The sequence below is a fragment of the Streptomyces sp. NPDC107498 genome (genome assembly GCF_055582805.1).
Genome location: NZ_JBVJPE010000022.1, coordinates 47,872 through 71,870 on the forward strand (window position 1 = coordinate 47,872; position 23,999 = coordinate 71,870).

Annotated in this window: 21 protein-coding genes; 15 read left to right on the forward strand and 6 right to left on the reverse strand. The window is 73.7% G+C overall.

Annotated features, from left to right (window positions below):
• Nucleotides 1–108 precede the first annotated feature (108 nt).
• A complete protein-coding gene (locus ACZ66Z_RS30050) occupies nt 109–768 on the reverse strand; it encodes a TetR/AcrR family transcriptional regulator (protein ID WP_469938527.1) in 660 nt (219 codons plus the stop codon).
• 69 nt (nt 769–837) lie between these two features.
• Here ACZ66Z_RS30050 and ACZ66Z_RS30055 point away from each other — a divergent pair, with 69 nt between their 5' ends.
• Nucleotides 838–2,277, forward strand: coding sequence for a purine-cytosine permease family protein (locus ACZ66Z_RS30055; RefSeq protein ID WP_469938528.1), 1,440 nt, complete (start codon nt 838–840; stop codon nt 2,275–2,277).
• Between the two features lie 93 nt (nt 2,278–2,370).
• Here ACZ66Z_RS30055 and ACZ66Z_RS30060 read toward each other — a convergent pair whose 3' ends face one another.
• The 3 genes from ACZ66Z_RS30060 to ACZ66Z_RS30070 all read right to left on the reverse strand — a co-directional run bounded on the left by ACZ66Z_RS30060 (nt 2,371) and on the right by ACZ66Z_RS30070 (nt 5,363).
• Entirely contained in the window at nt 2,371–3,054 is a 684-nt protein-coding gene (locus tag ACZ66Z_RS30060) for a gamma-glutamyl-gamma-aminobutyrate hydrolase family protein (protein ID WP_469938529.1), read from the reverse strand.
• A gap of 28 nt (nt 3,055–3,082) precedes the next feature.
• Nucleotides 3,083–4,516, reverse strand: coding sequence for an ethanolamine permease (gene eat, locus ACZ66Z_RS30065; protein ID WP_469938530.1), 1,434 nt, complete (start codon nt 4,514–4,516; stop codon nt 3,083–3,085).
• 118 nt (nt 4,517–4,634) lie between these two features.
• Entirely contained in the window at nt 4,635–5,363 is a 729-nt protein-coding gene (locus ACZ66Z_RS30070; protein WP_469938532.1) for a FadR/GntR family transcriptional regulator, read from the reverse strand.
• A gap of 89 nt (nt 5,364–5,452) precedes the next feature.
• On the opposite strand from ACZ66Z_RS30070, the gene ACZ66Z_RS30075 reads away from it, so the two are divergent.
• The 4 genes from ACZ66Z_RS30075 (at nt 5,453) to ACZ66Z_RS30090 (ending at nt 10,350) form a co-directional block, all read left to right on the forward strand.
• Nucleotides 5,453–6,817, forward strand: a complete 1,365-nt coding sequence (locus ACZ66Z_RS30075; RefSeq protein WP_469938534.1) for a glutamine synthetase family protein — start codon at nt 5,453–5,455, stop codon at nt 6,815–6,817.
• Nucleotides 6,818–6,865: 48 nt separating this feature from the next.
• Nucleotides 6,866–8,230 carry an aldehyde dehydrogenase family protein gene (locus tag ACZ66Z_RS30080; RefSeq protein WP_469938535.1) on the forward strand — a complete coding sequence of 455 codons (1,365 nt, stop codon included), beginning with the start codon at nt 6,866–6,868 and terminating at the stop codon, nt 8,228–8,230.
• Nucleotides 8,227–9,012: a 3-oxoacyl-ACP reductase gene (locus ACZ66Z_RS30085; protein ID WP_469938537.1), complete on the forward strand. Its 786-nt coding sequence runs from the start codon at nt 8,227–8,229 to the stop codon at nt 9,010–9,012. Before ACZ66Z_RS30080 ends, ACZ66Z_RS30085 begins: the two co-directional genes overlap by 4 nt.
• A gap of 87 nt (nt 9,013–9,099) precedes the next feature.
• Nucleotides 9,100–10,350 (forward strand): haloacid dehalogenase-like hydrolase, encoded by a 1,251-nt coding sequence (locus tag ACZ66Z_RS30090; protein WP_469938538.1) that lies wholly within the window; start codon nt 9,100–9,102, stop codon nt 10,348–10,350.
• A 31-nt stretch (nt 10,351–10,381) separates the two neighbouring features.
• Here ACZ66Z_RS30090 and ACZ66Z_RS30095 read toward each other — a convergent pair whose 3' ends face one another.
• On the reverse strand, nt 10,382–11,584 hold the full coding sequence (locus tag ACZ66Z_RS30095) for an amino acid deaminase/aldolase (protein WP_469938539.1): 1,203 nt from the start codon (nt 11,582–11,584) through the stop codon (nt 10,382–10,384).
• Between the two features lie 915 nt (nt 11,585–12,499).
• On the opposite strand from ACZ66Z_RS30095, the gene ACZ66Z_RS30100 reads away from it, so the two are divergent.
• Genes ACZ66Z_RS30100 through ACZ66Z_RS30110 form a run of 3 tightly spaced genes read left to right on the forward strand, consistent with a single transcriptional unit; the run spans nt 12,500 to nt 15,262 of the window.
• The gene (locus ACZ66Z_RS30100) at nt 12,500–13,312 is read left to right on the forward strand and encodes a hypothetical protein (RefSeq protein WP_469938540.1); all 813 of its coding nucleotides are present in this window, start codon (nt 12,500–12,502) and stop codon (nt 13,310–13,312) included.
• Entirely contained in the window at nt 13,309–14,493 is a 1,185-nt protein-coding gene (gene mycP, locus ACZ66Z_RS30105; RefSeq protein ID WP_469938541.1) for a type VII secretion-associated serine protease mycosin, read from the forward strand. The genes ACZ66Z_RS30100 and mycP overlap by 4 nt, the downstream gene beginning before the upstream one ends.
• A 34-nt stretch (nt 14,494–14,527) precedes the next feature.
• Nucleotides 14,528–15,262: an SseB family protein gene (locus tag ACZ66Z_RS30110; RefSeq protein WP_469938543.1), complete on the forward strand. Its 735-nt coding sequence runs from the start codon at nt 14,528–14,530 to the stop codon at nt 15,260–15,262.
• Nucleotides 15,263–15,339: 77 nt separating this feature from the next.
• Here the strand turns inward: ACZ66Z_RS30110 and ACZ66Z_RS30115 are convergent, their stop codons facing one another.
• Complete coding sequence (locus tag ACZ66Z_RS30115; RefSeq protein ID WP_469938544.1) at nt 15,340–15,708, reverse strand: DUF1844 domain-containing protein; 369 nt, start codon at nt 15,706–15,708, stop codon at nt 15,340–15,342.
• A gap of 303 nt (nt 15,709–16,011) precedes the next feature.
• Here ACZ66Z_RS30115 and infC point away from each other — a divergent pair, with 303 nt between their 5' ends.
• The 7 genes from infC (at nt 16,012) to pheT (ending at nt 23,602) form a co-directional block, all read left to right on the forward strand.
• The gene (gene infC, locus ACZ66Z_RS30120) at nt 16,012–16,725 is read left to right on the forward strand and encodes a translation initiation factor IF-3 (protein WP_469938546.1); all 714 of its coding nucleotides are present in this window, start codon (nt 16,012–16,014) and stop codon (nt 16,723–16,725) included.
• Between the two features lie 125 nt (nt 16,726–16,850).
• On the forward strand, nt 16,851–17,045 hold the full coding sequence (rpmI, locus tag ACZ66Z_RS30125) for a 50S ribosomal protein L35 (RefSeq protein ID WP_015032399.1): 195 nt from the start codon (nt 16,851–16,853) through the stop codon (nt 17,043–17,045).
• A gap of 106 nt (nt 17,046–17,151) precedes the next feature.
• Entirely contained in the window at nt 17,152–17,538 is a 387-nt protein-coding gene (gene rplT, locus ACZ66Z_RS30130; RefSeq protein ID WP_017241732.1) for a 50S ribosomal protein L20, read from the forward strand.
• A gap of 149 nt (nt 17,539–17,687) precedes the next feature.
• Entirely contained in the window at nt 17,688–18,527 is an 840-nt protein-coding gene (locus ACZ66Z_RS30135) for a TrmH family RNA methyltransferase (RefSeq protein ID WP_469938548.1), read from the forward strand.
• Nucleotides 18,528–18,608: 81 nt separating this feature from the next.
• The gene (locus ACZ66Z_RS30140) at nt 18,609–19,775 is read left to right on the forward strand and encodes a sensor histidine kinase (RefSeq protein ID WP_469938550.1); all 1,167 of its coding nucleotides are present in this window, start codon (nt 18,609–18,611) and stop codon (nt 19,773–19,775) included.
• Between the two features lie 156 nt (nt 19,776–19,931).
• The gene (pheS, locus tag ACZ66Z_RS30145) at nt 19,932–21,071 is read left to right on the forward strand and encodes a phenylalanine--tRNA ligase subunit alpha (RefSeq protein WP_469938551.1); all 1,140 of its coding nucleotides are present in this window, start codon (nt 19,932–19,934) and stop codon (nt 21,069–21,071) included.
• The gene (pheT, locus tag ACZ66Z_RS30150) at nt 21,071–23,602 is read left to right on the forward strand and encodes a phenylalanine--tRNA ligase subunit beta (protein ID WP_469938552.1); all 2,532 of its coding nucleotides are present in this window, start codon (nt 21,071–21,073) and stop codon (nt 23,600–23,602) included. The genes pheS and pheT overlap by 1 nt, the downstream gene beginning before the upstream one ends.
• Nucleotides 23,603–23,999: the final 397 nt, after the last annotated feature.

Below are 23,999 nucleotides of genomic sequence, written 5' to 3' on the forward strand. Positions count from 1 at the left end.
GCCGCGGGCGGAAGCGCGGCCCGGCGGGAGCGGTCCGGCGCCGGCCCCGGCACCGCTCGTCGGCGGGGCCTTCGGGGGTGCGGCGGTCGGCGCGGCGGTCTCCGCCCGTCAGTGCGGTCCGGCCGGTTCCCCCGGCAGTCGTACGTCGGTCAGGGCGCCGTACGGCAGCCCGAGTTCCCGTTCCGCCGTCGTCACCGGCAGCCGGGTCACCGCCTCCGGGCGGTTGCTGCGGTCGGTGTTGGCGTGGGCGCCGAGGCCGTCGAGGACCACCAGGATCTGGATGGCCGCCGCGCGCGGGTCGTCCGTGCGGAACTCACCGCGCTCGACGCCCTCCCGGATGAGTCCTTCGAGGCGGTCGTCGGAGGCGAGCTCCTGTTCGGCGACCCGGTCGCGGAGCACGGGCCGGTAGCGGCTGAGGTGCCGGGCGTTGATCCACAGGCGGCTGATGTCGTCGTACGCCTCTCCGGCCGAGAGGGCGAAGTAGCGCGCGAGGTACTGCGCGGGGGTCCCGTCGGGACGGTCGGCGGGCAGCAGGGCGTCGAGCTCGCCGGTGGAGGCGACGCTGAAGGCCTCGGCCACCAGCTCCTCCGCCGAGGGGAAGTAGTGGCTGATCAGACCGGGTCGCACGGCGAGCTCGTCGGCGATGCGCCGGAGCGTGACGCACTCCAGGCCCTCGGTCAGGGCGACGCGGGCCGCGGTCTCCACGATCTCCGCCCTACGGGCCTCGGGAGTTTTCCGAATTCTCTTGCGCTGGACGCTTGACGGCATACCGGCGATGCTATTGAGTGTGCGACCAATAAGCAACCAGGTGGGCACCACACGCATCCGGAGGGCCGCATGGCTTCCACGCTCCCCGACCCCGGCGCCGCCCGCGCCGAGGTCGCTCCGCCGGCCGACCGGCCCGGCCGCATCGAGGCCCACGGCATCGACCACATCTCCGACGCGGAGCGCCACGGCCACCCGCGCGAGCTGTTCGCCGTCTGGGCCGCCGCCAGCGTCAACTACCTCAGCCTCGTCGTCGGCGGCGCCCTGGTCCTGATGGGGCTGACCCTCTGGCAGTCGCTCGCCGTGATCGTCGTCGGCAACCTCTTCAGCGTGCTCACCGGCCTGGTCGCCGCCCCGGGCCCCGCCGCGGGTGCGCCCAGCGAGGTCATCACCCGTGCCCTCTACGGCGTCCTCGGCAACCGCGTGAACAACGCGATCGGCGGCTGGCTCGTCTCCGTCTGCTACTTCGCCCTCAACCTGGCCGCCGCCGCGACCGCCGCCTTCGCCCTGGTCGAGAAGGCCGGCGTCACGGCGAACACCCCGGTGAAGGTCGTCGTCATCGTCGTCATCGCCGCGTTCACCCTCGGCATCAGCGTGTACGGGCACGGCCTGATCGTCAGGCTGTACCTGCCGATCACCCTGGCCCTGGCCGGCTCCTTCGCCGTCGTCGGGCTGGCGGTCTTCGAGCACGCCGACTTCTCGTACGTCCCCGCCGAGTCGCTGACCGGCACGGACCTGTGGGCGGTCCTCGTCGCGGGCACGGCGATGGTCGCCTCGGGCCCGCTCTCGTACACCACGAGCGCCGACTTCTCCCGCTACCTGCCCCGTACGGCCTCGCCGAGGGCCGTCGCGGGCTGGACCGCGCTCGGTTCCTTCGTGCCGAGCGTCGTCGTCTGCACGCTGGGCGCGTTCGCCGCGACGGCCGTCGACATGACGGACCCCCAGAACGCGCTCCAGGAGATCCTGCCCGGCTGGTTCACGCCGGTCTTCCTGCTGTCCCTGGTCCTGGGCACGATCTCCGTCAACGCCCTCACCGCCTACAGCGCGGGCCTCGCCCTCCAGGCCGTCGGCCTGCGCATCCGCCGCACCGTCAGCGTCCTCTTCGACGGCGCCGTCGCGGTGGGCCTCACCCTCTACGGGCTGCTCGTCTCCCACTTCCTCGACACCGTCAGCAACGCCCTCCAGGTGATCACCGTCCTGATCGGGCCGCTCATGGCCGTGTACGCGACGGACGTCGTCCTGCGCCGCAACCGGTACGACGGCGTCGCGCTCTCGGACGAGACCCCCGGCAGCCCCTTCTGGTTCACCGGCGGGGTCAACCCGGCGGGAGCCGTCTCCCTGCTGACGGGCGTGGCCGCCGCCGCCCTCTGCGTGAACACCCTCTACACCGGACCGGTCGCCGCCGCCCTCGGCGGCATGGACCTCTCCCTGCCGGTCGGCATGGCGGTCTCCGCCGTGCTGTACGCGGTGCTGGGGCGCCGCGCGATCGCGGCGACCACCCCGGCCCCCTGAGTCGCGCGGCGACCACCCCGGCCCCCTGAGCCGCGCGGCGACCGGAGCCCGCCCCGGCCGCCCCGCCCCCCTTCCGACGGACCCGCCGGCCCGCTACCGGGCCGCCGCCTCCACCACCAGTCCCCGCATCACCCTCAGGTCCTCGCCCATCTCCGGGTGCCACTGCACCCCGAGCGCCCAGGCCGGCGCGGCCAGTTCCACCGCCTCCACCGTGCCGTCCTCCGCGTACGCCGAGGCCGTGAGCCCCGTGCCGAGCCGGTCGACGGCCTGGTGGTGGTAGGTCGGGACCTCGGCGAGCTCGGGCACCAGCGAGGCGTACCGCGTGCCCGGCACCGGCTTCACCGCGTGCCGGCCGATCACGCCGACCGCCTCCACGTGCCCGTCCAGGTGCTGGACCAGCGTGCCGCCGAGCGCCACGTTCAGGAGCTGCATGCCCCGGCAGATGCCGAGCAGGGGAGTGCCGGAGGCCAGGGCCGCGTCGATCAGGGCCAGCTCCCAGGTGTCCCGGGCGCGGGCCGGCGGGCCGGTGCGGGGGTCGGGCTCGGCCCCGTACCGTACGGGCTCGACGTCCGCGCCGCCCGCGACGACGAGCCCGTCGAGCCGGGCCACGACCGCCGCCGCGTCCTCGGGGCCGCCCGGCGGCAGCATGACCGCGAGCCCGCCGCACTCCCGCACGAGACGCGGGTACCGGGCCGGAAGCAGTGCGGCGGTCATGTCCCACACGCCCCAGCGCGCCTGGTCCAGGTAGGTGGTCACGCCGATGAGCGGCTTGGTCACGGAACGTCCTCCAGGAAGGGAAGGGGCATCAGTCGCGTTCGAGTTCGGCCTCGGCCGCGGCGAGCGCCGCGAACTCCTCCTCGGGCGCCCTGGCCACCAGACGGTGCCGACTGTAGAACGCGAAGTAGGCGAGGGCGATCACGTACGCCCCGAGCGCCATGAAGGCCGCCGTCCGGTCCACCAGGAAGGTCGCGACCAGCGCCGACAGGGCCAGGACGAAGGCCACCGACGAGGTCACGATCCCGCCGGGCGTGCGGTACGGCCGGTGCAGCCCCGGCTCGCGGCGGCGCAGCACGATGTGGGAGAGCGCCATAAGGGCGTACGAGATGGTGGCGCCGAAGACCGCGATGTTCAGCATCCGCGCGCCGTTCCCGGTCCCGGCGGCGAGCGCGAAGCCGAGGGCGCCCGGGATGAGGAGCCCCAGGTACGGCGACTTGCGGCGGCTGGTCAGGGAGAGGAACCGGGGCAGGTAGCCCGCCCGGGAGAGGGCGAACAGCTGGCGCGAACCGGCGTAGATGAGGGAGAAGAAGGAGGCGACCAGGCCCGCGAGGCCCGCGTAGTTCACGAAGCGGCTGAGCGCCGTCGGCTCCCCGTCGCCCTGGAGCGCCACGACCAGCGGATTGCCCGCCTCCTGGACGGCGGCCGCGCCGCGCGCCCCGGTGGTGGCGAAGAAGGTCAGGACGGCGAGCAGCACCAGGATCCCCATCGAGATCGCGAGCGCCCTCGGCATCGACCGCACCGGGTCCTTGGCCTCCTCGGCGGCGAGCGGCACGCCCTCGACGCCGAGGAAGAACCACATGCCGAAGGGGAACGCGGCCCAGATCCCGAGCAGTCCGAAGGGCAGCCACGAGTTCGACCCGAAGGCCTTCCCGTCGACCGGGATGTCGTTCAGGCCGTCCACGTGGAAGTCCGTGAACGCGCCGAGCGCGAAGACGACCAGGGCCGCGACCGCGATCGCCGTCACGATCAGGCTGAAGCGCAGCGCCTCGCCCACGCCCCACAGGTGGATGCCGATGAAGAGCGCGAAGCAGACCAGGTAGACCGGCCAGCCCGACTCCAGGCCGAAGAGTCCGAGGGACTCCACGTAGTCGCCGATGAAGATCGAGATCGCGGCCGGGGCGAGGACGTACTCGATGAGGATCGCGGTGCCGGTGAGGAAGCCGCCCCAGGTGCCGAGCGCCCGGCGGGCGAAGCCGTAGCCGCCGCCCGCGGTGGGCAGGATGGCGGAGAGCTCGGCGAGCGCGAAGACCAGACAGGCGTACATCGCGCCCATCAGGACGGTGGCGACGGCGAGTCCGCCGAAGCCGCCCTTCGACAGGCCGATGTTCCAGCCGGAGAAGTCCCCGGACACGACGTACGCCACGCCGAGGCCGGTCAGCAGCAGCCAGCCGGCGCTGCCGCGGCGCAGCGCGCGGCGCTCCAGGTAGTCGTCCTTCGTCGGCGTGGTGTCTTCCAGCGTCATGGCAGCGTCAGCTCCCCGCAACGGGCCCAATGGATCGGAGCCATACCTTTGCGGTGGCCGACGGGGAAGCGCAACCCCCGTGCGTTACTTTCGGGTCACGCCGCCGTCCGCTCCCCGGTCACGTCAGGAAGCCCCGCAGCAGCGCCGCCGTGCCCGCGCAGTGCTCCCGCATCACCTCGCGCGCCGCGTCCGCGTCCCCGTCGAGGACCGCCTCCACCAGGGCGGTGTGCTGGTGCTGGGAGTGCTCCAGATTCCGCACGAGCAGGGGGATGCAGTCCAGGAGGTCGTTCACCGTCGCCCGGACGGCGGCGTACCGGGCCGTCAGCGTCGGCGAGCCGGAGAGCTCCGCGAGCGTGAGGTGGAGCAGGGTGTCCTGGCGACGGTAGTCGGCCAGCGGGGCGTCATGGGTCGCCGCGAGGGCCGACCGCAGCCGCTCGGTGCCCGCCGCGTCGAGGCCGTGGACCGCGCACAGGCCGGCGGCCCCCACCTCCAGGACCTCACGGAAGCGCAGGGTGTCCTCCATGTCGACCGTGGCGATCCGGCGGCGCAGCTCGTCCTCGTCGGCCGTCTGGACCCGGGGCAGCACGAACGTGCCGCCGTACCGGCCGCGCCGGCTCTCCACGAGCCCCTGCTCCTGGAGGACCTTCAGGACCTCGCGCAGGGTGACCCGGCTGATCCCCATCCGGTCGGCCAGCTCCCGCTCGGCGGGCAGCCGCTCCCCGCCGGGCACCAGGCCGAGCCGCACCACCTGGAGGATCTGCTCCAGGGCCTCCTCGAACCCGTTGCCCGCCCGCACCGGCCGCAGCACGGGCGTCAGCCGGTCCGCCGATCCACTCGTACCGGACACGTTCTCGTTTTCCCTTCTCCAGCACTTCCCAAGCAATGGTCTTCCGCAATACCTTATGGCTCCCGGCAGGCCGAAGGAGGAGCAATCCCGTGGCAGACCGCACACCCCCGCTCACCGTCGAGGAGCTGCGCGCCCTCGTCGCGAGCGGTGAGATCGACACCGTCGTCCTGGCCTTCCCCGACATGCAGGGAAGACTCCAGGGCAAGCGGTTCGCCGCACCGTTCTTCCTGGACGAGGTCCTCGGTCACGGCACCGAGGGCTGCAACTACCTCCTCGCCGTCGACACCGAGATGAACACCGTCGACGGCTACGAGATGTCCTCCTGGGACCGCGGCTACGGCGACTTCGCCATGCACCCCGACCTCACCACCCTCCGCCGCCTCCCCTGGAACGACGCCACCGCCATGGTGACGGCCGACCTCGCCTGGGCCGACGGCACCCCCGTCGTCGCCGCGCCCCGCCAGATCCTCCGGCGCCAGCTGGAGCGCCTCGCGGAGCTCGGCCTCACCGCCCACGTCGGCACCGAGCTCGAGTTCATCGTCTTCAAGGACAGCTACGAGCAGGCCTGGGACGCGAACTACCGCGGCCTCACCCCCGCCAACCAGTACAACATCGACTACTCCGTCCTCGGCACCGGACGCATCGAACCGCTCCTGCGCCGCATCCGCAACGAGATGACCGGCGCCGGACTCACCGTCGAGTCCGCCAAGGGCGAGTGCAACCCCGGCCAGCACGAGATCGCCTTCAAGTACGACGAGGCCCTCGTCACCTGCGACCAGCACGCCGTCTACAAGACGGGCGCCAAGGAGATCGCCGCCCAGGAGGGCTTCTCGCTCACCTTCATGGCGAAGTACAACGAGCGCGAGGGCAACTCCTGCCACATCCACCTCTCCCTCCAGAACGCCGACGGAGAGAACGTGATGGCCGGGGACGACGAGCACCACATGTCCGGGACCATGCGGCACTTCCTCGCCGGACAGCTCGCCGCCCTCCGCGACTTCTCCCTCCTCTACGCCCCGAACGTCAACTCCTACAAGCGGTTCCAGCCCGGCTCCTTCGCGCCCACCGCCGTCGCCTGGGGCCACGACAACCGCACCTGCTCGCTCCGGGTCGTCGGCCACGGCCGCTCCACCCGCTTCGAGAACCGCCTCCCCGGCGGCGACGTCAACCCCTACCTCGCCGTCGCCGGCCTGGTCGCCGCCGGCCTGTACGGCATCGAGCAGCGCCTCGAACTGCCCCCGCCCTGCACCGGGAACGCGTACGCCGCCGAGTACGCGCACGTCCCCACCACCCTGCGCGAGGCCGCCGAACTCTGGGAGACCAGCGAGATCGCCAAGGCCGCCTTCGGCGCCGAGGTCGTCGCCCACTACCGCAACATGGCCCGCGTCGAACTCGACGCCTTCGACGCCGCGGTGACCGACTGGGAGCTGCGCCGCTCCTTCGAACGCCACTGAGCCCCCTCACCGCCACCGAGCTCCTTCGCCGCCACTGAGAGGACCGCGTTGCTCCAGGTACTGAACCCGGCGACCGAGGACGTCGTCGCCACCGTCCCCGCCGCCACCCCCGCCGACGTCGACGCCGCCGTCACCCGCGCCGTCGCCGCCCAGCGCGGCTGGGCCGCCGCCGCGCCCGCCGACCGGGCCCGGTTGCTCCGCCGCTTCGCCGCCGTCGTCGACGACCACATCGAGGAACTGGCCCGCCTGGAGGTCACCGAGGCGGGCCACACCATCGGCAACGCCCGCTGGGAGGCCGGCAACGTCCGCGACCTCCTCGACTTCGCCGCCGGGGGAGTGGAGCGCCTCAACGGCCGCCAGATCCCGGTGGCCGGCGGCCTCGACATCACGATCCTCGAACCGCTCGGGGTCGTCGGCGTCATCGCCCCCTGGAACTTCCCCATGCCGATCGCCGCCTGGGCCGCCGCGCCCGCCCTCGCCGCCGGCAACGCGGTCCTCCTCAAGCCGGCCGAGACCACCCCCCTCACCGCGCTCCGCCTCGCCGAACTCGCCCTCGAAGCGGGCCTCCCCGACGGCCTCTTCCAGGTCCTGCCCGGCACCGGCCCCGTCGCCGGGAACGCCCTCGTCGAGCACCCCGGCATCGCCAAGATCGTCTTCACCGGCTCCACCCGGGTCGGCAAGTCGATCATGGCGAAGTGCGCCGACCAGGTGAAGCGGGTCACCCTCGAACTCGGCGGCAAGAGCCCCAACATCGTCTTCGCCGACGCGGACCTGGAGGCCGCCGCGGCGGCGGCCCCGATGTCCTTCCTCGACAACAGCGGCCAGGACTGCTGCGCCCGCACCCGCATCCTCGTCCAGCGGAGCGCGTACGACCGCTTCCTGGAGCTCCTCACCCCCGCCGTCGAGGAGATCGTCGTCGGCGACCCCGCCGACGAGCGCACCCAGATGGGCCCGCTCATCTCCCGCGCCCAGCTCGACCGCGTCCGCTCCTACGTCACCGACGACCTCGCGGGAATCCGGGGCAAGGCCCCCGAGGGCCCCGGCTTCTGGTTCCCGCCGACCGTCCTCACCGGCGTCCCCGAGGACGCCCCCTGCGCCGTCGAGGAGATCTTCGGACCCGTCGCCGTCGTCCTCCCCTTCGAGGACGAGGCCGACGCGATCCGCCTCGCCAACGCCACCGAGTACGGCCTCTCCGGCTCGATCTGGACCCGGGACGTCGGCCGCGCCCTGCGCGCCTCCCGCGCCGTCCGGGCCGGCAACCTCTCCGTCAACTCCCACTCCAGCGTCCGCTACTGGACCCCGTTCGGGGGCTACCAGCAGTCCGGCCTCGGCCGCGAACTCGGCCCCGACGCCCTGACCGCCTTCACCGAAACCAAGAACGTCTTCATCAGCACGGAGGGCCCCGCACTGTGAGCACCGAAGAGATCGTCTGCCGCCGCCTGGTCGGCCGCACCGCCGTCATCACCGGAGCCGGCAGCGGCATCGGCCTCGCCACCGCCCGCCGCCTCGCCTCCGAGGGCGCGAACGTCGTCTGCGCCGACATCGACGAGACCGCCGGCAAGGCCGCCGCGGAGGAGGTCGGCGGCACCTTCGTGCAGGTCGACGTCACCGACCCCGAGCAGGTCGAAGCCCTCTTCAGGACGGCCTTCGACACCTACGGCTCCGTCGACATCGCCTTCAACAACGCCGGCATCTCGCCCCCCGACGACGACTCCATCCTGGAGACGGGCCTGGAGGCCTGGAAGCGCGTCCAGGACGTCAACCTCACCTCCGTCTACCTCTGCTGCAAGGCCGCCCTGCCCTACATGCGCCGCCAGGGCAAGGGCTCCATCATCAACACCGCCTCCTTCGTCGCCGTCATGGGCGCCGCCACCAGCCAGATCTCCTACACGGCCTCCAAGGGCGGCGTGCTCGCCATGTCCCGCGAGCTGGGCGTCCAGTTCGCCCGCGAGGGCATCCGCGTCAACGCCCTGTGCCCCGGGCCGGTCAACACCCCGCTCCTCCAGGAGCTCTTCGCCAAGGACCCCGAGCGGGCCGCGCGCCGCCTCGTGCACATCCCCGTCGGCCGTTTCGCCGAGGCCGAGGAGATCGCCGCCGCCGTCGCCTTCCTCGCGAGCGACGACTCCTCCTTCGTCAACGCCAGCGACTTCCTCGTCGACGGCGGCATCTCGGGCGCGTACGTGACCCCCCTCTAGACCCTCGCCGCCGCCGTCCCCTTCCCCCACCCGACAGCCGGGCGTCGCGAGGCGCCCGGCTGTCCGCGTACACCCGGGAGAGCGTTCATGAACGAGAAGCTCCGCACCGCCGCCGCGGCGGCCGCCCTCGCCCTCGCCGCCACCGGCCTCCTCCCCGCGGCACAGGCCGGGGCCGGGCCCGCCGGATGCCCCGTCCTGAAGGTCTCCGACGGCTGGTACGGCGACAACGAGGCCCGCATCGAGTCCCTGTTGGCCGACCACTGCGAGGACAGGGGCGGCCGGAAGCCGGTCGCGGTCTTCGACTGGGACAACACCGTCGTCAAGAACGACGTCGGCGACGCCACCTTCTCCTGGCTCCTGCGCCACGACCGCATCCGGCCCCCGAAGGACGGCGACTGGTCCACCACCAGCCGCCACCTCACCCCCGAGGCCGCGACCGCCCTCGGCGAGGCCTGCCCCACCGGCGCGCGCACCCTCCCCACGGCCACCGACACCCGCTGCGCCGACGAACTCCTCTCCGTGTACGCGAACGGCACCACGACCGCCGGCAGGACGGCCTTCGCCGGCCACGACCACCGCCGCACGGAGCCCCGGTACGCCTGGCTCGCCCAGCTCCTGCACGGCTGGACCACCCGCCAGGCCGCCTCCTTCGCGGCCGCCGCCCGCGCCGAGAACCTCGCCGCCCCGCAGGGCGCCACCCAGCAGGTCGGCACCGCACGGGTCACCGGCTGGGTCCGCTCCTACGACCAGCAGCGCGACCTCGTCCGGGCCCTCCGGGACGGCGGCTTCGACGTCTGGATCGTCTCCGCCTCGCCCGAACCCGTCGTCGACGTCTGGGCGAAGGGCGTCGGCATCGACCCCGACCACGCCCTCGGCATCCGCAGCACCACCGAACACGGCCGCCTCACCACCCACCTCAAGGGCTGCGGCACCGTCCGGGACGGCGAGGACACGATGATCACCTACATCGACGGCAAGCGCTGCTGGATCAACCAGGAGGTCTTCGGCGTCCGCGGCCCCGCCGCCGAGCGCGTCCAGCCCGCCGACCGCCGCCAGGTCTTCGCCGCCGGCGACTCCGACACCGACGTCTCCTTCCTGCGGGACGCCACCGAGCTGCGCCTGGTCCTCAACCGCAACAAGGACGAGCTCATGTGCCGGGCGTACGAGAACGGCGACGGCCGCTGGCTGGTCAACCCCATGTTCATCGAACCGAAGAAGCGGAAGGCGACCCCGTACCCCTGCGCCACCACCGGCTACACGACGAGCGACGGCACGGCCCGGCCGGTCCGGCGCCCCGACGGCAGCATCGTCCCGGACCAGCCGGACACCGTGTTCTAGGGGTCTAGGGGTCTAGGGGTGTCTGGAGGCCCTAGAGGAAGGTCATCCCCTCGCCCCGGTACGTGGGCACGGTCGCCGTGACGCGATCGCCCTCCACCAGGTGCAGGCTCTCGAACCGCTCGCACAGCTCCCCGGCCTTCGCGTGCCGGAACCAGACCTTGTCGCCGATCCGCAGATCGTCGGCGGGGGAGCCGAGCAGCGGGGTCTGCACCTCGCCGGGGCCCTCCTGCGGGTCGTACCGGAGCCCCTCGGGCAGGTACGGGACGGGCAGCCGGTCCGGGCCGGCGACACCCGACGCCGGGTAGCCGCCACCGAGCACCGTCACCACGCCCACACCCGGGCGGCGGACCACCGGCTGGGCGAAGAGCGCGGCCGGACGGCCGCTGAAGGACGTGTAGTTGTCGAAGAGACGCGGCACGAACAGCCCCGAGCCCGCGGCGATCTCCGTCACCGCCTCCTCGGCTGCCGTGTGCTGCACGCTCCCGGTGCCGCCGCCGTTCACGAACTCCAGGTCCGGCGCCACCGCCCGGACGGCCCGCACCACGGCCGCCCTGCGCTCCGCCAGCTCCCCGCGGGCCGCGGACTGCATCAGCCGGATCGCCCGCGAGCGCAGCGGCCGGCCCGCGACCGCGTCCCCGACACCGGCGACGTGCCCCTCGTACGCCATGATCCCGACCAGCCGGAACCCCGGCCGCCGCGCCACCGAGCGGGCCAGCTCGGCGAGCTGGGCCGGCTCCCGCAGCGGCGAACGCCGGGCTCCGACCCGTATCCGCCCGCCGAACAGGTGCAGCGCCGTGTCCAGTTCCAGACAGACCCGCACCTCCTCCGTCCCGCCCGCGCGGGCCGCGTCGATCAGGTCGAGCTGTGCCACGTCGTCCACCATCACGGTCACGGCGGCGGCGAGCTTCGGGTCCCGCGCGAGCTCCCCGAACCCGGACCGGTCCGCCGACGGATACGCGAGCAGCACGTCCTCGAAACCGGCGCGGGCGAGCCACAACGACTCGTCGAGCGTGAACGACATGATCCCGGCGAACCCGTCCCGCGACAGCACCCGCTCGAGGAGCGCCCGGCACCGGACCGACTTGCTCGCCACCCGGACCGGCTTGCCCCCGGCGCGGCGCACGAGGTCCGCCGCGTTGGCGTCGAAGGCCTCCAGGTCGACGATCGCCACGGGCGCGTCGAGGTGAGCGGTGGCCCGGTCGTAACGGGCCCGGTCGGCGGCACGGGGAGTCATGGCCCGAGCTTGCCAGACAGGTTTACGGGTGGGTAGCCCCTGGTTCCCGTGCGAGGGGGAACAGCCCGTAGAGTGACGGGCATTGTCGACACGAGCAGGGGGACGGGGATGACCGGCGAGCACCGCCCCACGGCCTCCCGCATCACGGACGCCCTGCTCCCGGCACCGGACGCGACGGACCTCCCGGCGGTCGAGACCACGACCCGCCTCCGCCCGGTCCCCGCGACGGGCCGGCCCTCCGGCCCGCGGACCGCTCCGCCCGCTCCCACCGGAGAACCGACGGCGAGGCCGACCCGCCCGGCGCCCCCGGCCCAGGCCCACTCGGCGCCCCCGGCCCAGGCCCGCCGGACGACCCCGGTTGAGGCCCCTCCGGCTGCCCCGGCCACGCCGTCCCCGGCCCACTCGGCTCCCGCCCGCCCGGCGCCCCCGGCTGCGGCCCGCCCGGCGGCCCCTGTCCACCCCGTGACGCCCGCTCGGGCGATCCCGGAGCCGGCCGCCGCTCCGTCCGCCCCGCCCCGCCCCACGACCGCCCCCGCCCGGCCGGCGGCGGACCCCGGTCGCCCCGCGGCCCCGGCGGCCGCCCCGCCCTGGCCCTCCACGGCCCCGGCCGCCCCCACGGACGCCTCCACGCAACCGCCGACCGGTCCCCGCCCCGGCGGTGCCTCGGCCCAGCCTCCGACCGGCCCCCGCCCCGGCGGTGCCTCCGCCGGGCCCCCGGCCGCGCCGCCCCGTCCCACGAGAGCGCCCGTCGGCGCGGCAGGCGTCGACGGGCGTCCCGGACCGCCCACGGGCGCCCCCGCCCGGTCGGCCGCCGGTGGTGCCCCGTCCGCGACGGCGCCCGCGGGCGGCACGGCCTGGCGTCCGGTGGCCGCGGACACCGCCCCCGCGCCCCGTCCTCCGTACCGCGGGCCCGGCATGCCGCTCCCGCCCGAGGCGCCCGTCGAGACCACCACGCGGCTGCGGCCCGTGCGGGAACGGCGCACCGGGCGGACCCTCGCCGTCGCCGCCTGCGCCGTGCTCGGGTTCGGGCTCATCGGCGGCGCCCTCGCCGGCGTGTGGCTGGCCGCGTCCGAGCCCGGCGAGCCCGTCGAACCCGTCGGGTACGCCGAGGCCGAGGACCTCTGGCACAACGCCCCCGTCGACACCCTCTTCCCCCGCACCCTCGCGGGCCCCGGCGCCGGCCCCGGCCGCTCCGACCGCACCTGGACCCGGATCGTCGTCGCCCCGGACTCCGCCTGCACCCCCGCCGTCCTCGCCAAGGCCCTCCGCGCCACCGTCGAACCGCTCGGCTGCGAGCGCGTCCTGCGCGCCACGTACACCGACGCCACCGCCAGCAGCGTGATCACCGTCGGCCTCGTCTTCACCCGCGCCGACGCCGCCGCCCAGCGCACCCTCGGCAAGGACCTCACCGCCCGGCTCGGCGCGGACGTCCCCCCGGCCCTCGCCGGCCCCGGCACCGTCGCCGCCCGCTTCGGCGCCCCGCAGCGCGCCGCCTGGTGGCTGAACGCCCCCGCCGACCTCCCCGTCGTCGTCACCGCCGTCTCCGGCTTCGCCGACGGCCGGACCGTCGAGGGCGGCCCCGTCCCCGCCGACCGGGCCATGACCGCGAACCGCACCGACGCCACCACCCAGTCCGGTCTCGGCCACGAGGTCAAGGGCATCACCGAACGCCTCGTACGACTGCTGCGCACGGCCGCCACCAAGGCCGCCAAGGAGAACGCCCGGTGATCCGACCCGCCCACCGCCGCCGGGCCCGCGGCGGCGCGGTCGCCCTGCTCGCCGCCGCGTTCTCCGTCCTGCCCGCCACCACCGCCCCCGCGCACGCCGACACCATCCGGGCCCGCCAGTGGGGCCTCGAAGCCCTCCACACCACGGAGGCCTGGCGCACCACCAAGGGCCACGGCGTCACCGTCGCCGTCCTCGACACCGGCGTCGACGCCGGCCACCCGGACCTCGCGGGTTCGGTCCTCGCCGGACGCGACCTCATCGGCTTCGGCGCGTCGAGGGGCGACCGCGCCTGGGCCCGGCACGGCACCGCGATGGCCGGCATCATCGCCGGGCACGGCCACGGCCCCGGCGGACAGGACGGCGTCCTCGGCGTCGCCCCCGACGTCCGGATCCTGCCCGTGCGGGTCATCCTGGAGTCCACCGACGGCGCCCGCGACAAGGCCCGCAGGACCCGGGGCACGGCCCTCGCCGAAGGCATCCGCTGGGCCGCCGACCACGGCGCCGACGTCATCAACCTGTCCCTCGGCGACGACTCCAAGTCCGCCCACCCCGACGCCGGCGAGGACGCCGCCGTCCAGTACGCCCTCGCCAAGGGCGTCTCCGTCGTCGCCTCCGCCGGCAACGGCGGCGAGAAGGGCGACCACATCTCCTACCCCGCGGCCTACCCCGGCGTCATCGCCGTCGCCGCCGTGGACCGCTACGGCACCCACGCCTCCTTCTCCACCCGCCGCTGGTACGCCACCGTCAGCGCCCCCGGCGACGACATCGTCATCGCCGACCCCGACCGCCGCTACTACGAGGGCTGGGGCACCAGCGCCGCCGCCGCGTTCGTCTCCGGAGCCGTCGCCCTCGTCCGCTCCGCGCACCCCGACCTCACCCCCGCCCAGATCAAGCGGCTGCTCGTCGACACCGCCCGCAACCGGCCGAAGGGCGGACGCAGCGACGCCAAGGGGTACGGGACGGTCGACCCGGCCGCCGCGATCGCCGCCGGCCGCCGGATCGAGGCCGGCGACCCCAAGAGCGCCGCCACCGGGTACCGGGGCCGCTACTTCGGACCCGGCCCCCTCCCCGCCGCGGAGGAGAGCCGCCCCTTCGGCCTGCTCGCCCCCGCCGCCGGCGGTCTCGGCGCCCTGCTCCTCCTCGTCGCCGTGATGCTCCGGCGCGCCCACCGGACCTGCTAGCCGGGGCCCCGGACCCGACGGTTAGGCTCGGTGCGTGGCGCTCAAGAACATCCCGGACCCCGGTTTCTCCGAAGACGACGGCACCGCCGACCCGCGGCTCGCCGCGGCCCTCGCGGCCTGGGCGGAGGACAGGACCGCCCACGGCCCCGTCCTCGAAGCCCTGAAGGGGGCGCGGCTGCTCGTCCCCGTGGTCGCCGTCCTCGGCGAGGTCGAGATCGACCCCGAGACGGGGCTGAAGCAGGAGAAGACGAGCGACATGGCCGTCCCCACCCTGACGGCCGGCGACCGGCGGGCCCTGCCGGCCTTCACCTCGCTCGCCTCGCTCGCCCTCTGGGACCCGCAGGCCCGGCCCGTCGCCGTCCCCGTCCACCAGGCGCTCGCGGCCCTCGCCCACGAGAAGGCCGACACCCTGGTCCTGGACCTGGCCGGCCCCGTGCCGTACCAGGTGGCCGGCTCCGCACTGCTCGCCCTCGCCGAGGGCCGCTCCAGCGCCGACCCGCTCGACGACCCGTCCGTGCGGGAGGCCGTGCGCGCCGCCGTGGCCGCCGAGCCCGCGGTGCTCCGCGCCCACCTGGGCCCCGGCACCGCCGACGGCACGGTCGCCCTGGTCCTCGCCGAGGACGCCTCCCCGGCGGAGGCGGCCCAGCGGGTGGCCCGCGCCCTGGCCGCCGACGAAACACTGAGGGCCCGCCTGGTGCGGGGCCTCGACCTGGCACTCCTGCCGGCCTCGGCCACGCCTCCCGGCGAGCCCTTCTACGTGAAGCGGTAGGGTCCTAGCCGTACACCGGCCCCGTGACCGCCGTCTCCCGGGGGGCGACCCCCGTACCCCCGGGAAGCGATCAGGTCCTAGCCGTACACCGGCCCCGTGTACTTCTCGCCCGGTCCCTGGCCCGGCTCGTCCGGGATCAGGGAGGCCTCGCGGAAGGCGAGCTGGAGGGACTTCAGGCCGTCCCGCAGGGGGGCCGCGTGGAAGGAGGAGACCTCCGTCGCGCCGGCGTCCATGAGGCCCGCGAGCGCGTGGATCAGCTTGCGCGCCTCGTCGAGGTCCTTGTGCTCGTCGCCCTCCTCGGTGAGCCCGAGCTTCACGGCGGCGGCGCTCATCAGGTTGACGGCGACGGTCACGATCACCTCGACCGCCGGGACCTCCGCGATGTCGCGGGTCATGCTTTCGAAGTCGGGGGCGTCCGTGGACTCGTTCTGGGGCGTCTCGCTCATGCCCACACGATAAGCGGACGTACGGTTCGCGCCGACCGCCGGGTCCTGCTAACCTTGTGTAACGACCGGCTGGACATCTCTGTGTCCGGCCCACAAGTGGAGGCTCCGTACTCCCACCTGACCACCCTCGCGGGTGGCGGGTCACCGGTCAGGTGGCGCCCATCGTTCCGTACGGACGATGGAGCCGCCCGATGCGCGCCCCGCGGTTCACCGTGGTGGTGCTCCGGTTTTCCGTGGAGCCCCGCCTGTGTACCGTCCGGGGCATTTTTCATGTACCGGCCCGGTTGGTCTCAACTGTTTCACGTGACGTGTCCGTCCGCCAAGGCGGTCGCGTGGTGCTACCGAGGAGGATCCATCAGCGCCGAGCCCCGCATCAACGAGCGGATTCGCGTTCCCGAGGTGCGTCTTGTCGGCCCCAGCGGCGAGCAGGTGGGCATCGTCCCCCTTGCCAAGGCCCTGGAGCTCGCTCAGGAGTACGACCTCGACCTGGTCGAGGTCGCGGCGAACGCCCGCCCGCCCGTGTGCAAGCTCATGGACTACGGGAAGTTCAAGTACGAGTCGGCCATGAAGGCCCGTGAGGCGCGCAAGAACCAGGCGCACACGGTCATCAAGGAGATGAAGCTCCGGCCGAAGATCGACCCGCACGACTATGACACCAAGAAGGGTCACGTCGTCCGGTTCCTCAAGCAGGGCGACAAGGTCAAGATCACGATCATGTTCCGTGGTCGTGAGCAGTCCCGCCCGGAGCTCGGTTACCGACTTCTGCAGCGCCTCGCCGAGGACGTCCAGGAGCTTGGGTTCATCGAGTCCAACCCGAAGCAGGACGGCCGGAACATGATCATGGTTCTCGGTCCGCACAAGAAGAAGACCGAGGCCATGGCCGAGGCTCGCGAGGCCCAGGCCGCGCGCAAGGCCGAGCGCCAGGGCGGTTCGTCCGAGGCCCCCGCCGAGGCCGCTGCCGAGGCCGCTGCCGAGGAGACCTCGACGGAGACCCCGTCCGAGAACGCCGAGGCGTGATCCACGGGGGCTGCCTCCCGGCAGCCCCCGGATTCCGCCCGGTCCCACCCAATCGAAGAATGACGCTCCCGGTCGTCCGGTGCCCGCACCGGGGGGAGCGCCACTGACGAGGAGAGAACGGCGCTATGCCGAAGAACAAGACGCACTCCGGTGCCAAGAAGCGCTTCAAGGTCACCGGCTCCGGCAAGATCCTGCGCGAGCGCGCCGGTAAGCGCCACCTGCTCGAGCACAAGTCGTCCAAGCTGACGCGTCGCCTCACCGGCAACGCCGAGATGGCCCCGGGTGACGCCGCCAAGATCAAGAAGATGCTGGGCATCTGACCTGATCTCCCGCCCTCGGCGACGAGGGCATCCGGCACAGACCGGGACCCATCCGTTTTTCGGGTCGTGTGAGGACCACCGCGACCCCGCTACAAGGAGTTAAGAAGTGGCACGCGTCAAGCGGGCAGTCAACGCCCACAAGAAGCGCCGGGCGATCCTCGAGGCGGCCTCCGGCTACCGCGGTCAGCGTTCGCGCCTGTACCGCAAGGCCAAGGAGCAGGTCACCCACTCGCTGGTCTACAACTACAACGACCGCAAGAAGCGCAAGGGCGACTTCCGTCAGCTGTGGATCCAGCGCATCAACGCCGCTGCCCGCCAGAACGGCATGACCTACAACCGCCTCATCCAGGGTCTGAAGGCCGCCAACATCGAGGTGGACCGCAAGATCCTCGCCGAGCTGGCCGTCAACGACATCAACGCGTTCGCCGCGCTGGTCGAGGTCGCGCAGAAGGCCCTCCCGGCCGACGTCAACGCCCCGAAGGCCGCCGCCTGATCTTCCAGGCCGCAGTACTTCCGCCCGGACCCGCAGGTGCGCTCGCGCCTGCGGGTCCGGGTGCGTAGGCCCCCGAGAACCCGTAGTCCCGGCCCCAGGGCCATCGGCCCCGCAGCGCCCCGGCCCCGAAGAGAGAACCGCCGCACCCCATGGTCACCCCCGAGCTGATCTCCCCGCGTTCCCCGCGCGTCGTCGCCGCCCGGCGGCTCGCCAAGCGCAACTTCCGGGGCAAGGACCGCCTCTTCATCGCCGAGGGCCCGCAGGCCGTCCGCGAGGCCGTCGAGCACCGCGGCCCCGGCGGCGAGCCCACCCTCGTCGAGCTCTTCACCACCGTCGAGGCCGCCGAGCGCTACGCCGCGATCGTCGACGCCGCCCGCGCCGCCGGCGCCCGCGTCCACTTCGCCTCCGACGGCGTCCTCGCCGAGGTCTCCCAGACCGTCACCCCGCAGGGCCTCGTCGGCGTCTGCCGGTTCCTCGACTCGCCGTTCGAGGAGATCGTCGCGGCCCGGCCCAAGCTGGTTGCCGTCCTCGCGCACGTCCGCGACCCCGGGAACGCCGGCACCGTGCTGCGCTGCGCCGACGCGGCCGGCGCCGACGCCGTCGTCCTCACCGACGCCTCCGTCGACCTCTACAACCCCAAGTCCGTCCGCGCCTCCGTCGGCTCCCTCTTCCACCTGCCGGTGGCCGTCGGCGTCCCCGTCGAGCAGGCCGTCGCCGGGCTCAAGAGCGCGGGCGTGCGGATCCTCGCCGCCGACGGGGCCGGACAGGACGACCTCGACGACGAGCTCGACGCCGGCACCATGGGCGGACCCACCGCCTGGATCTTCGGCAACGAGGCCTGGGGACTGCCCGAGGAGACCCGGGCGCTCGCCGACGCCGTCGTCCGCGTCCCGATCCACGGCAAGGCCGAGAGCCTCAACCTCGCCACCGCCGCCGCGGTCTGCCTGTACGCCTCCGCCCGTGCCCAGCGCCCCCGAACCTCCGCCTGAGGGGTCCATTCCGCCCCCTCCGCCCAGTAGAGTGACCCACTCGGGGGCCCACTGCGCTACACGGAGGGGTGGGGTACGGGAATGACGGTCGGCACGGACAGTCCCGCACAGGCACGGAGCACCGAGCCGTCCGAGCCCGGCGCCGCGCCACCGGGGCCCGCCGCTCCGCCGGACCCCGCCGCGGCGGCCGGTTTCGCCGGGACCGACCCCGACGACCTGCCCGACGGTCTCGTCATCGCCGACGAGACCGGTCGCGTCGTCTGCTTCAACGCCGCCGCCGGCCGCATCACCGCCGTCCCCGGCGACCGGGCCCTCGGCCTCCCCCTCGACGAGGCGCTGCCCCTGGAGGACCTCAAGGGCCGCCGCTGGTGGGCGCTGACCGATCCGTACGGCGGGCTCTCCACCCGCCGCGGCCAGCCCGAGCGCAACCTGCTGCTCCCCGGCGGCCGCGAGGTCCTCGTCTCCGCCCGGTACGTCCGCGAGCACCCCACCGGGCCCGTCCGCCGCGTCGTCGTCTCCCTGCGCGGCACCGAGGCGCGCCGCCGCACCGAGCGCAGCCACGCCGAGCTCATCGCCACCGTCGCCCACGAACTGCGCTCGCCGCTGACCTCCGTGAAGGGCTTCACCGCCACCCTCCTCGACAAGTGGGAGCGGTTCAACGACGAGCAGAAGCGGCTCATGCTGGAGACGGTCGACGCCGACGCGGGCCGCATCAAGCGGCTCATCGCCGAACTCCTCGACATCTCCCGGATCGACTCCGGACGCCTCGAAGTCCGCCGCCAGCCCGTCGACATCGCCGCCGCCGTCGGCCGGCACATCCAGGTGCACACCACCGCGGGCCAGTCCCCCGACCGCTTCTTCGTACGGATCAGGCCGCAGCTGCCCGCGCTCTGGGCCGACCCCGACAAGATCGACCAGATCCTCGGGAACCTCCTCGAAAATGCGGTGCGCCACGGCGAGGGAACCGTCACCATCGAGGTGGCACCCACCACGCTGGGCGACGACGGGGAAGAGGGGACGGAGGTCACCGTGAGCGACGAGGGACCCGGCATCCCCGAAGCGTCGATGAGCCGCGTCTTCACCCGCTTCTGGCGGGGCAGCAAACGCGGCGGCACCGGCCTCGGCCTCTACATCGTCAAGGGCGTCGTCGAGGCCCACGGCGGCACCATCACCGTCGGACGGGGCCCCCGTGGCGGGGCCGAGTTCCGATTTATCCTGCCCGTCGGCACCCCGGCCCACCTCCTCTGACGTCTCAGCAGCCGAGACCGCACGAGGTCAGGAGCCGCCCGGCCTGCCCACGGGCTCATTCGCGTCCCCGCGCCCCGTTAGACTCGTCCTTTGGCACGTTTGCGCCCTTGACGTCGAGCGGGGCCGCCCAGCCAGCCAACGGAAGCACGGGAAGAGATGTCCGCACCCAATAAGTCGTACGACCCGGTTGAGGTCGAGGCACTGAAACCGGAAGAGATCGAGCGCATGCGGGACGAGGCGCTCGCCGCCTTCGCCGCCGCGGGCGACCTCGACGCGCTCGCGCATGCGAAGACCGCGCACACCGGTGGCACCTCGCCGCTGGCGCTCGCCAACCGGGAGATCGGCGCCCTGCCGCCGCAGGCCAAGGCCGCCGCCGGAAAGCTCGTGGGCCAGGCCCGCGGCGTCGTCTCCAAGGCGCTCGCCGCCCGCCAGGCCGAGCTGGAGGCCGAGCGCGACGCCCGCGTCCTCGTCGAGGAGGCCGTCGACGTCACCCTGCCGTACGACCGCGTCCCGGCCGGCGCCCGGCACCCGCTGACCACGCTCATGGAGCGCGTCTCCGACGTCTTCGTCTCCATGGGCTACGAGGTCGCCGAGGGCCCCGAGGTCGAGGCGGAGTGGTTCAACTTCGACGCCCTCAACTTCGTCCCGGACCACCCGGCCCGGCAGATGCAGGACACCTTCTTCGTCCGGGGAACCTCCCCCGACGGGAAGGCGACCACGGGCGACGAGTCCGGCGTCGTGCTCCGTACGCACACCTCGCCGGTGCAGGCCCGCACCCTCATCGACCGGGAGCCCCCGGTCTACGTGGTGTGCCCCGGCCGCGTCTACCGCACCGACGAGCTCGACGCCACGCACACCCCGGTCTTCCACCAGATCGAGCTGCTCGCCGTCGACGAGGGCCTGACCATGGCCGACCTCAAGGGCACCCTCGACCACATGGTCCAGGCGCTCTTCGGCCCGGACATGAAGACCCGGCTGCGGCCGAACTTCTTCCCCTTCACCGAGCCGTCCGCAGAGATGGACATGCTCTGCTACGTCTGCCGCGGCGAGTCCGTCGGCAACCCGGACCGTCCCTGCCGCACCTGCGGCAGCGAGGGCTGGATCGAGCTCGGCGGCTGCGGCATGGTCAACCCGAAGGTGCTCGTCGCCTGCGGTGTGGACCCCGAGAAGTACAGCGGATTCGCCTTCGGGTTCGGCATCGAGCGGATGCTGATGTTCCGCCACAACGTCGACGACATGCGAGACATGGTCGAGGGTGACGTCCGGTTCACCCGGCCGTTCGGGATGGAGATCTGATGCGGGTCCCGCTTTCTTGGCTGCGGGAGTACGTCGACCTGCCGGCGACGGAGACCGGCCGCGACGTCCAGGCCAAGCTCATTTCGGCAGGCCTCGAGGTCGAGACCGTCGAGCAGCTCGGCGCCGGCCTGACCGGTCCGCTGGTGGTCGGCAGGGTCCTCACCATCGAGGAGCTGACGGAGTTCAAGAAGCCCATCCGCTTCTGCACCGTCGACGTCGGCCAGGCCAACGGCACCGGCGAGCCCCAGGAGATCATCTGCGGCGCCCGGAACTTCGCCGAGGGCGACAAGGTCGTCGTGGCGCTGCCCGGCGCCGTGCTCCCCGGTGACTTCCGGATCGCCGAGCGCAAGACGTACGGCCGCGTCTCCCGGGGCATGATCTGCTCCGGCGACGAGCTCGGCATGGGCGACGACGGCACGCACGGCATCATCGTGCTGCCGCCGGAGCACGAGGTCGGCACCGACGCCACGGTCCTCCTGGAGCTGTTCGACGAGGTCCTCGACATCGCCGTCACCCCGGACCGCGGCTACTGCCTCTCGCTGCGCGGCGTCGCCCGCGAGACGGCCACCGCCTACGGCCTGCCGCTGCGCGACCCGGCGCTCCTCGACGTGCCCGCGCCGAACTCGTACGGCTACCCGGTCCAGATCACCGACCCGATCGGCTGCGACCGCTTCACGGCCCGCACGGTCGTCGGTCTCGATCCCGAGGCCCGCTCCCCGATCTGGCTGCAGCGCCGCCTCCAGAAGGCCGGCATGCGCTCGATCTCGCTGGCCGTCGACATCACCAACTACGTGATGCTGGAGCTCGGTCAGCCGATCCACGCCTACGACCGCACCCGGCTCGACGGCCCCATCGGGGTCCGCCGCGCCGAGGCCGGCGAGAAGATCACCACCCTCGACGGCACCGTGCGCGTCCTGGACGCCGCGGACCTCGTCATCACCGACAACCGCGGCCCGATCGGCATCGCGGGCGTCATGGGCGGCGCCAACACGGAGATCGCCGACCCGGTGACCGACCCGGAGACCGGGATCGTCACCGGCAGCTCCGAGGTCGTCATCGAGGCCGCGCACTTCGACGCGATCTCGATCGCCCGCACGGCCCGCCGCCACAAGCTGGCCTCCGAGGCGTCCAAGCGCTTCGAGCGAGGGGTCGACCCGCAGGCCGCCGCCGCTGCCGCGCAGCGCTGCGTCGACCTGCTCGTGCTGCTCGCGGGCGGCACGGCCGAGGCCGGCGTCACCGAGGTCGCGGCCCCGTCCGCGCCCCGGACCATCGCCGTGCCGGCGAACCACCCGGACAGGGTCGCGGGCGTCGACTACGGCCGCGAGACCGTCGTCCGCCGCCTCCAGGAGGTCGGCTGCGACGTCTACGGCCAGGACGAGCTCGTCGTCACGGTGCCCTCGTGGCGTCCCGACCTCAACGAGCCGAACGACCTCGCCGAAGAGGTCATCCGCCTGGAGGGCTACGAGAACCTGCCCTCCACGCTGCCGAAGCCCCCGGCCGGCCGCGGGCTCACCGACCGCCAGCGCGTCCACCGCAGGGTGGGCCGCGCCCTGGCCGGTGCCGGCTACGTCGAGGCGCTGAACTACCCGTTCATCGGCGAGCAGGCCCTCGACCACCTCGGTCTCGACGCGGACGACGACCGTCGCCGCCTCGTGGAACTGGTCAACCCGCTCTCGGACGAGGAGCCCGCGCTCCGCACGACGCTGCTCCCGGGTCTGCTCGGCGCGCTCCGCCGCAACGACAGCCGGGGCAGCCACGACCTGGCGCTCTTCGAGACCGGTCTGGTCTTCCGGCCGACCGGGGACCAGCCGGGCGTCGCCGTCCGGCTGGGCGTCGACCGCCGGCCCACCGACGAGGAGGTCGCCCGCGTCAACGCCGCGCTGCCCGCGCAGCCGCGCCGCGCCGCCGTCGTCCTCGCCGGCGCGCGCGAGCAGGCCGGCTGGTGGGGCAAGGGCCGTCCGTCCGACTGGGCGGACGCCGTCGAGGCCGGCCGGACCGTGGCCGCCGAGGCGGGCGTCGAGCTGATCATCAGCGCCGACCGGCACGCGCCCTGGCACCCGGGCCGCTGCGCCGCGTTCCACGTCGAGGTGGACGGCGAGAAGGTCCTCGTCGGCCACGCCGGCGAGCTCCACCCGCGCGTGGTGAAGGCGTTCGGCCTCCCGGCCCGCGCCTGCGCGATGGAGATCGACCTGGACCTCCTGGAGAAGGCGAACGAGGGCCCCGTGAAGGCCCCCCGGATCTCCTCCTTCCCGGTCGCCACCCAGGACGTCGCCCTGGTCGTCGCCGCGGACGTCCCGGCCGTCGAGGTCGAGGCCGCCCTCACCGAGGGCGCGGGCGAACTCCTGGAGTCCATCCGGCTGTTCGACGTCTACACCGGTGACCAGCTCGGCGAGGGCAGCAAGTCCCTGGCGTACGCGCTGAAGTTCCGCGCCCCGGACCGCACGCTGACGGTCGACGAGGCCAGCGCGGCCCGCGACGCGGCGGTGGCCCTGGCCGCCGAGCGCACGGGCGCCGTCCTGCGCGGCGCCTGACGCCCCGCAGCCCCACCAGGAGGGCCGCCCCGGGAACCCCCGGGGCGGCCCTCCGCCGTTCACGGGACCCGGGAACCGCACGCCCGCCCCGGACCCGGCCGTCCGTGCGCGGGGCGAAGTCCTGGCGAAGGGCGTCGTGACGGGGGGCTCACTCCTTGTCCGGGTGCCGGCGCAGCCCGCCGAACCCGGGCTGCGCCGACCCCGGCCCGCCTCCTCCTCCCACCGCTGGGCGGAGGGGGCGGGGCCGGCGTCGCCCGCCCCGCCACGGAGTGTCGGGCAGATCGGCGGGGCGGGCGACGCGGACCGGGCGGCCGCACTGTACGAGGGGGGAGCCGGCGGCCCGGTCGTCGCCTTGCGGCGAGAAGCACAGTCAACCGGGGCCGGGGCGGACGTGGCA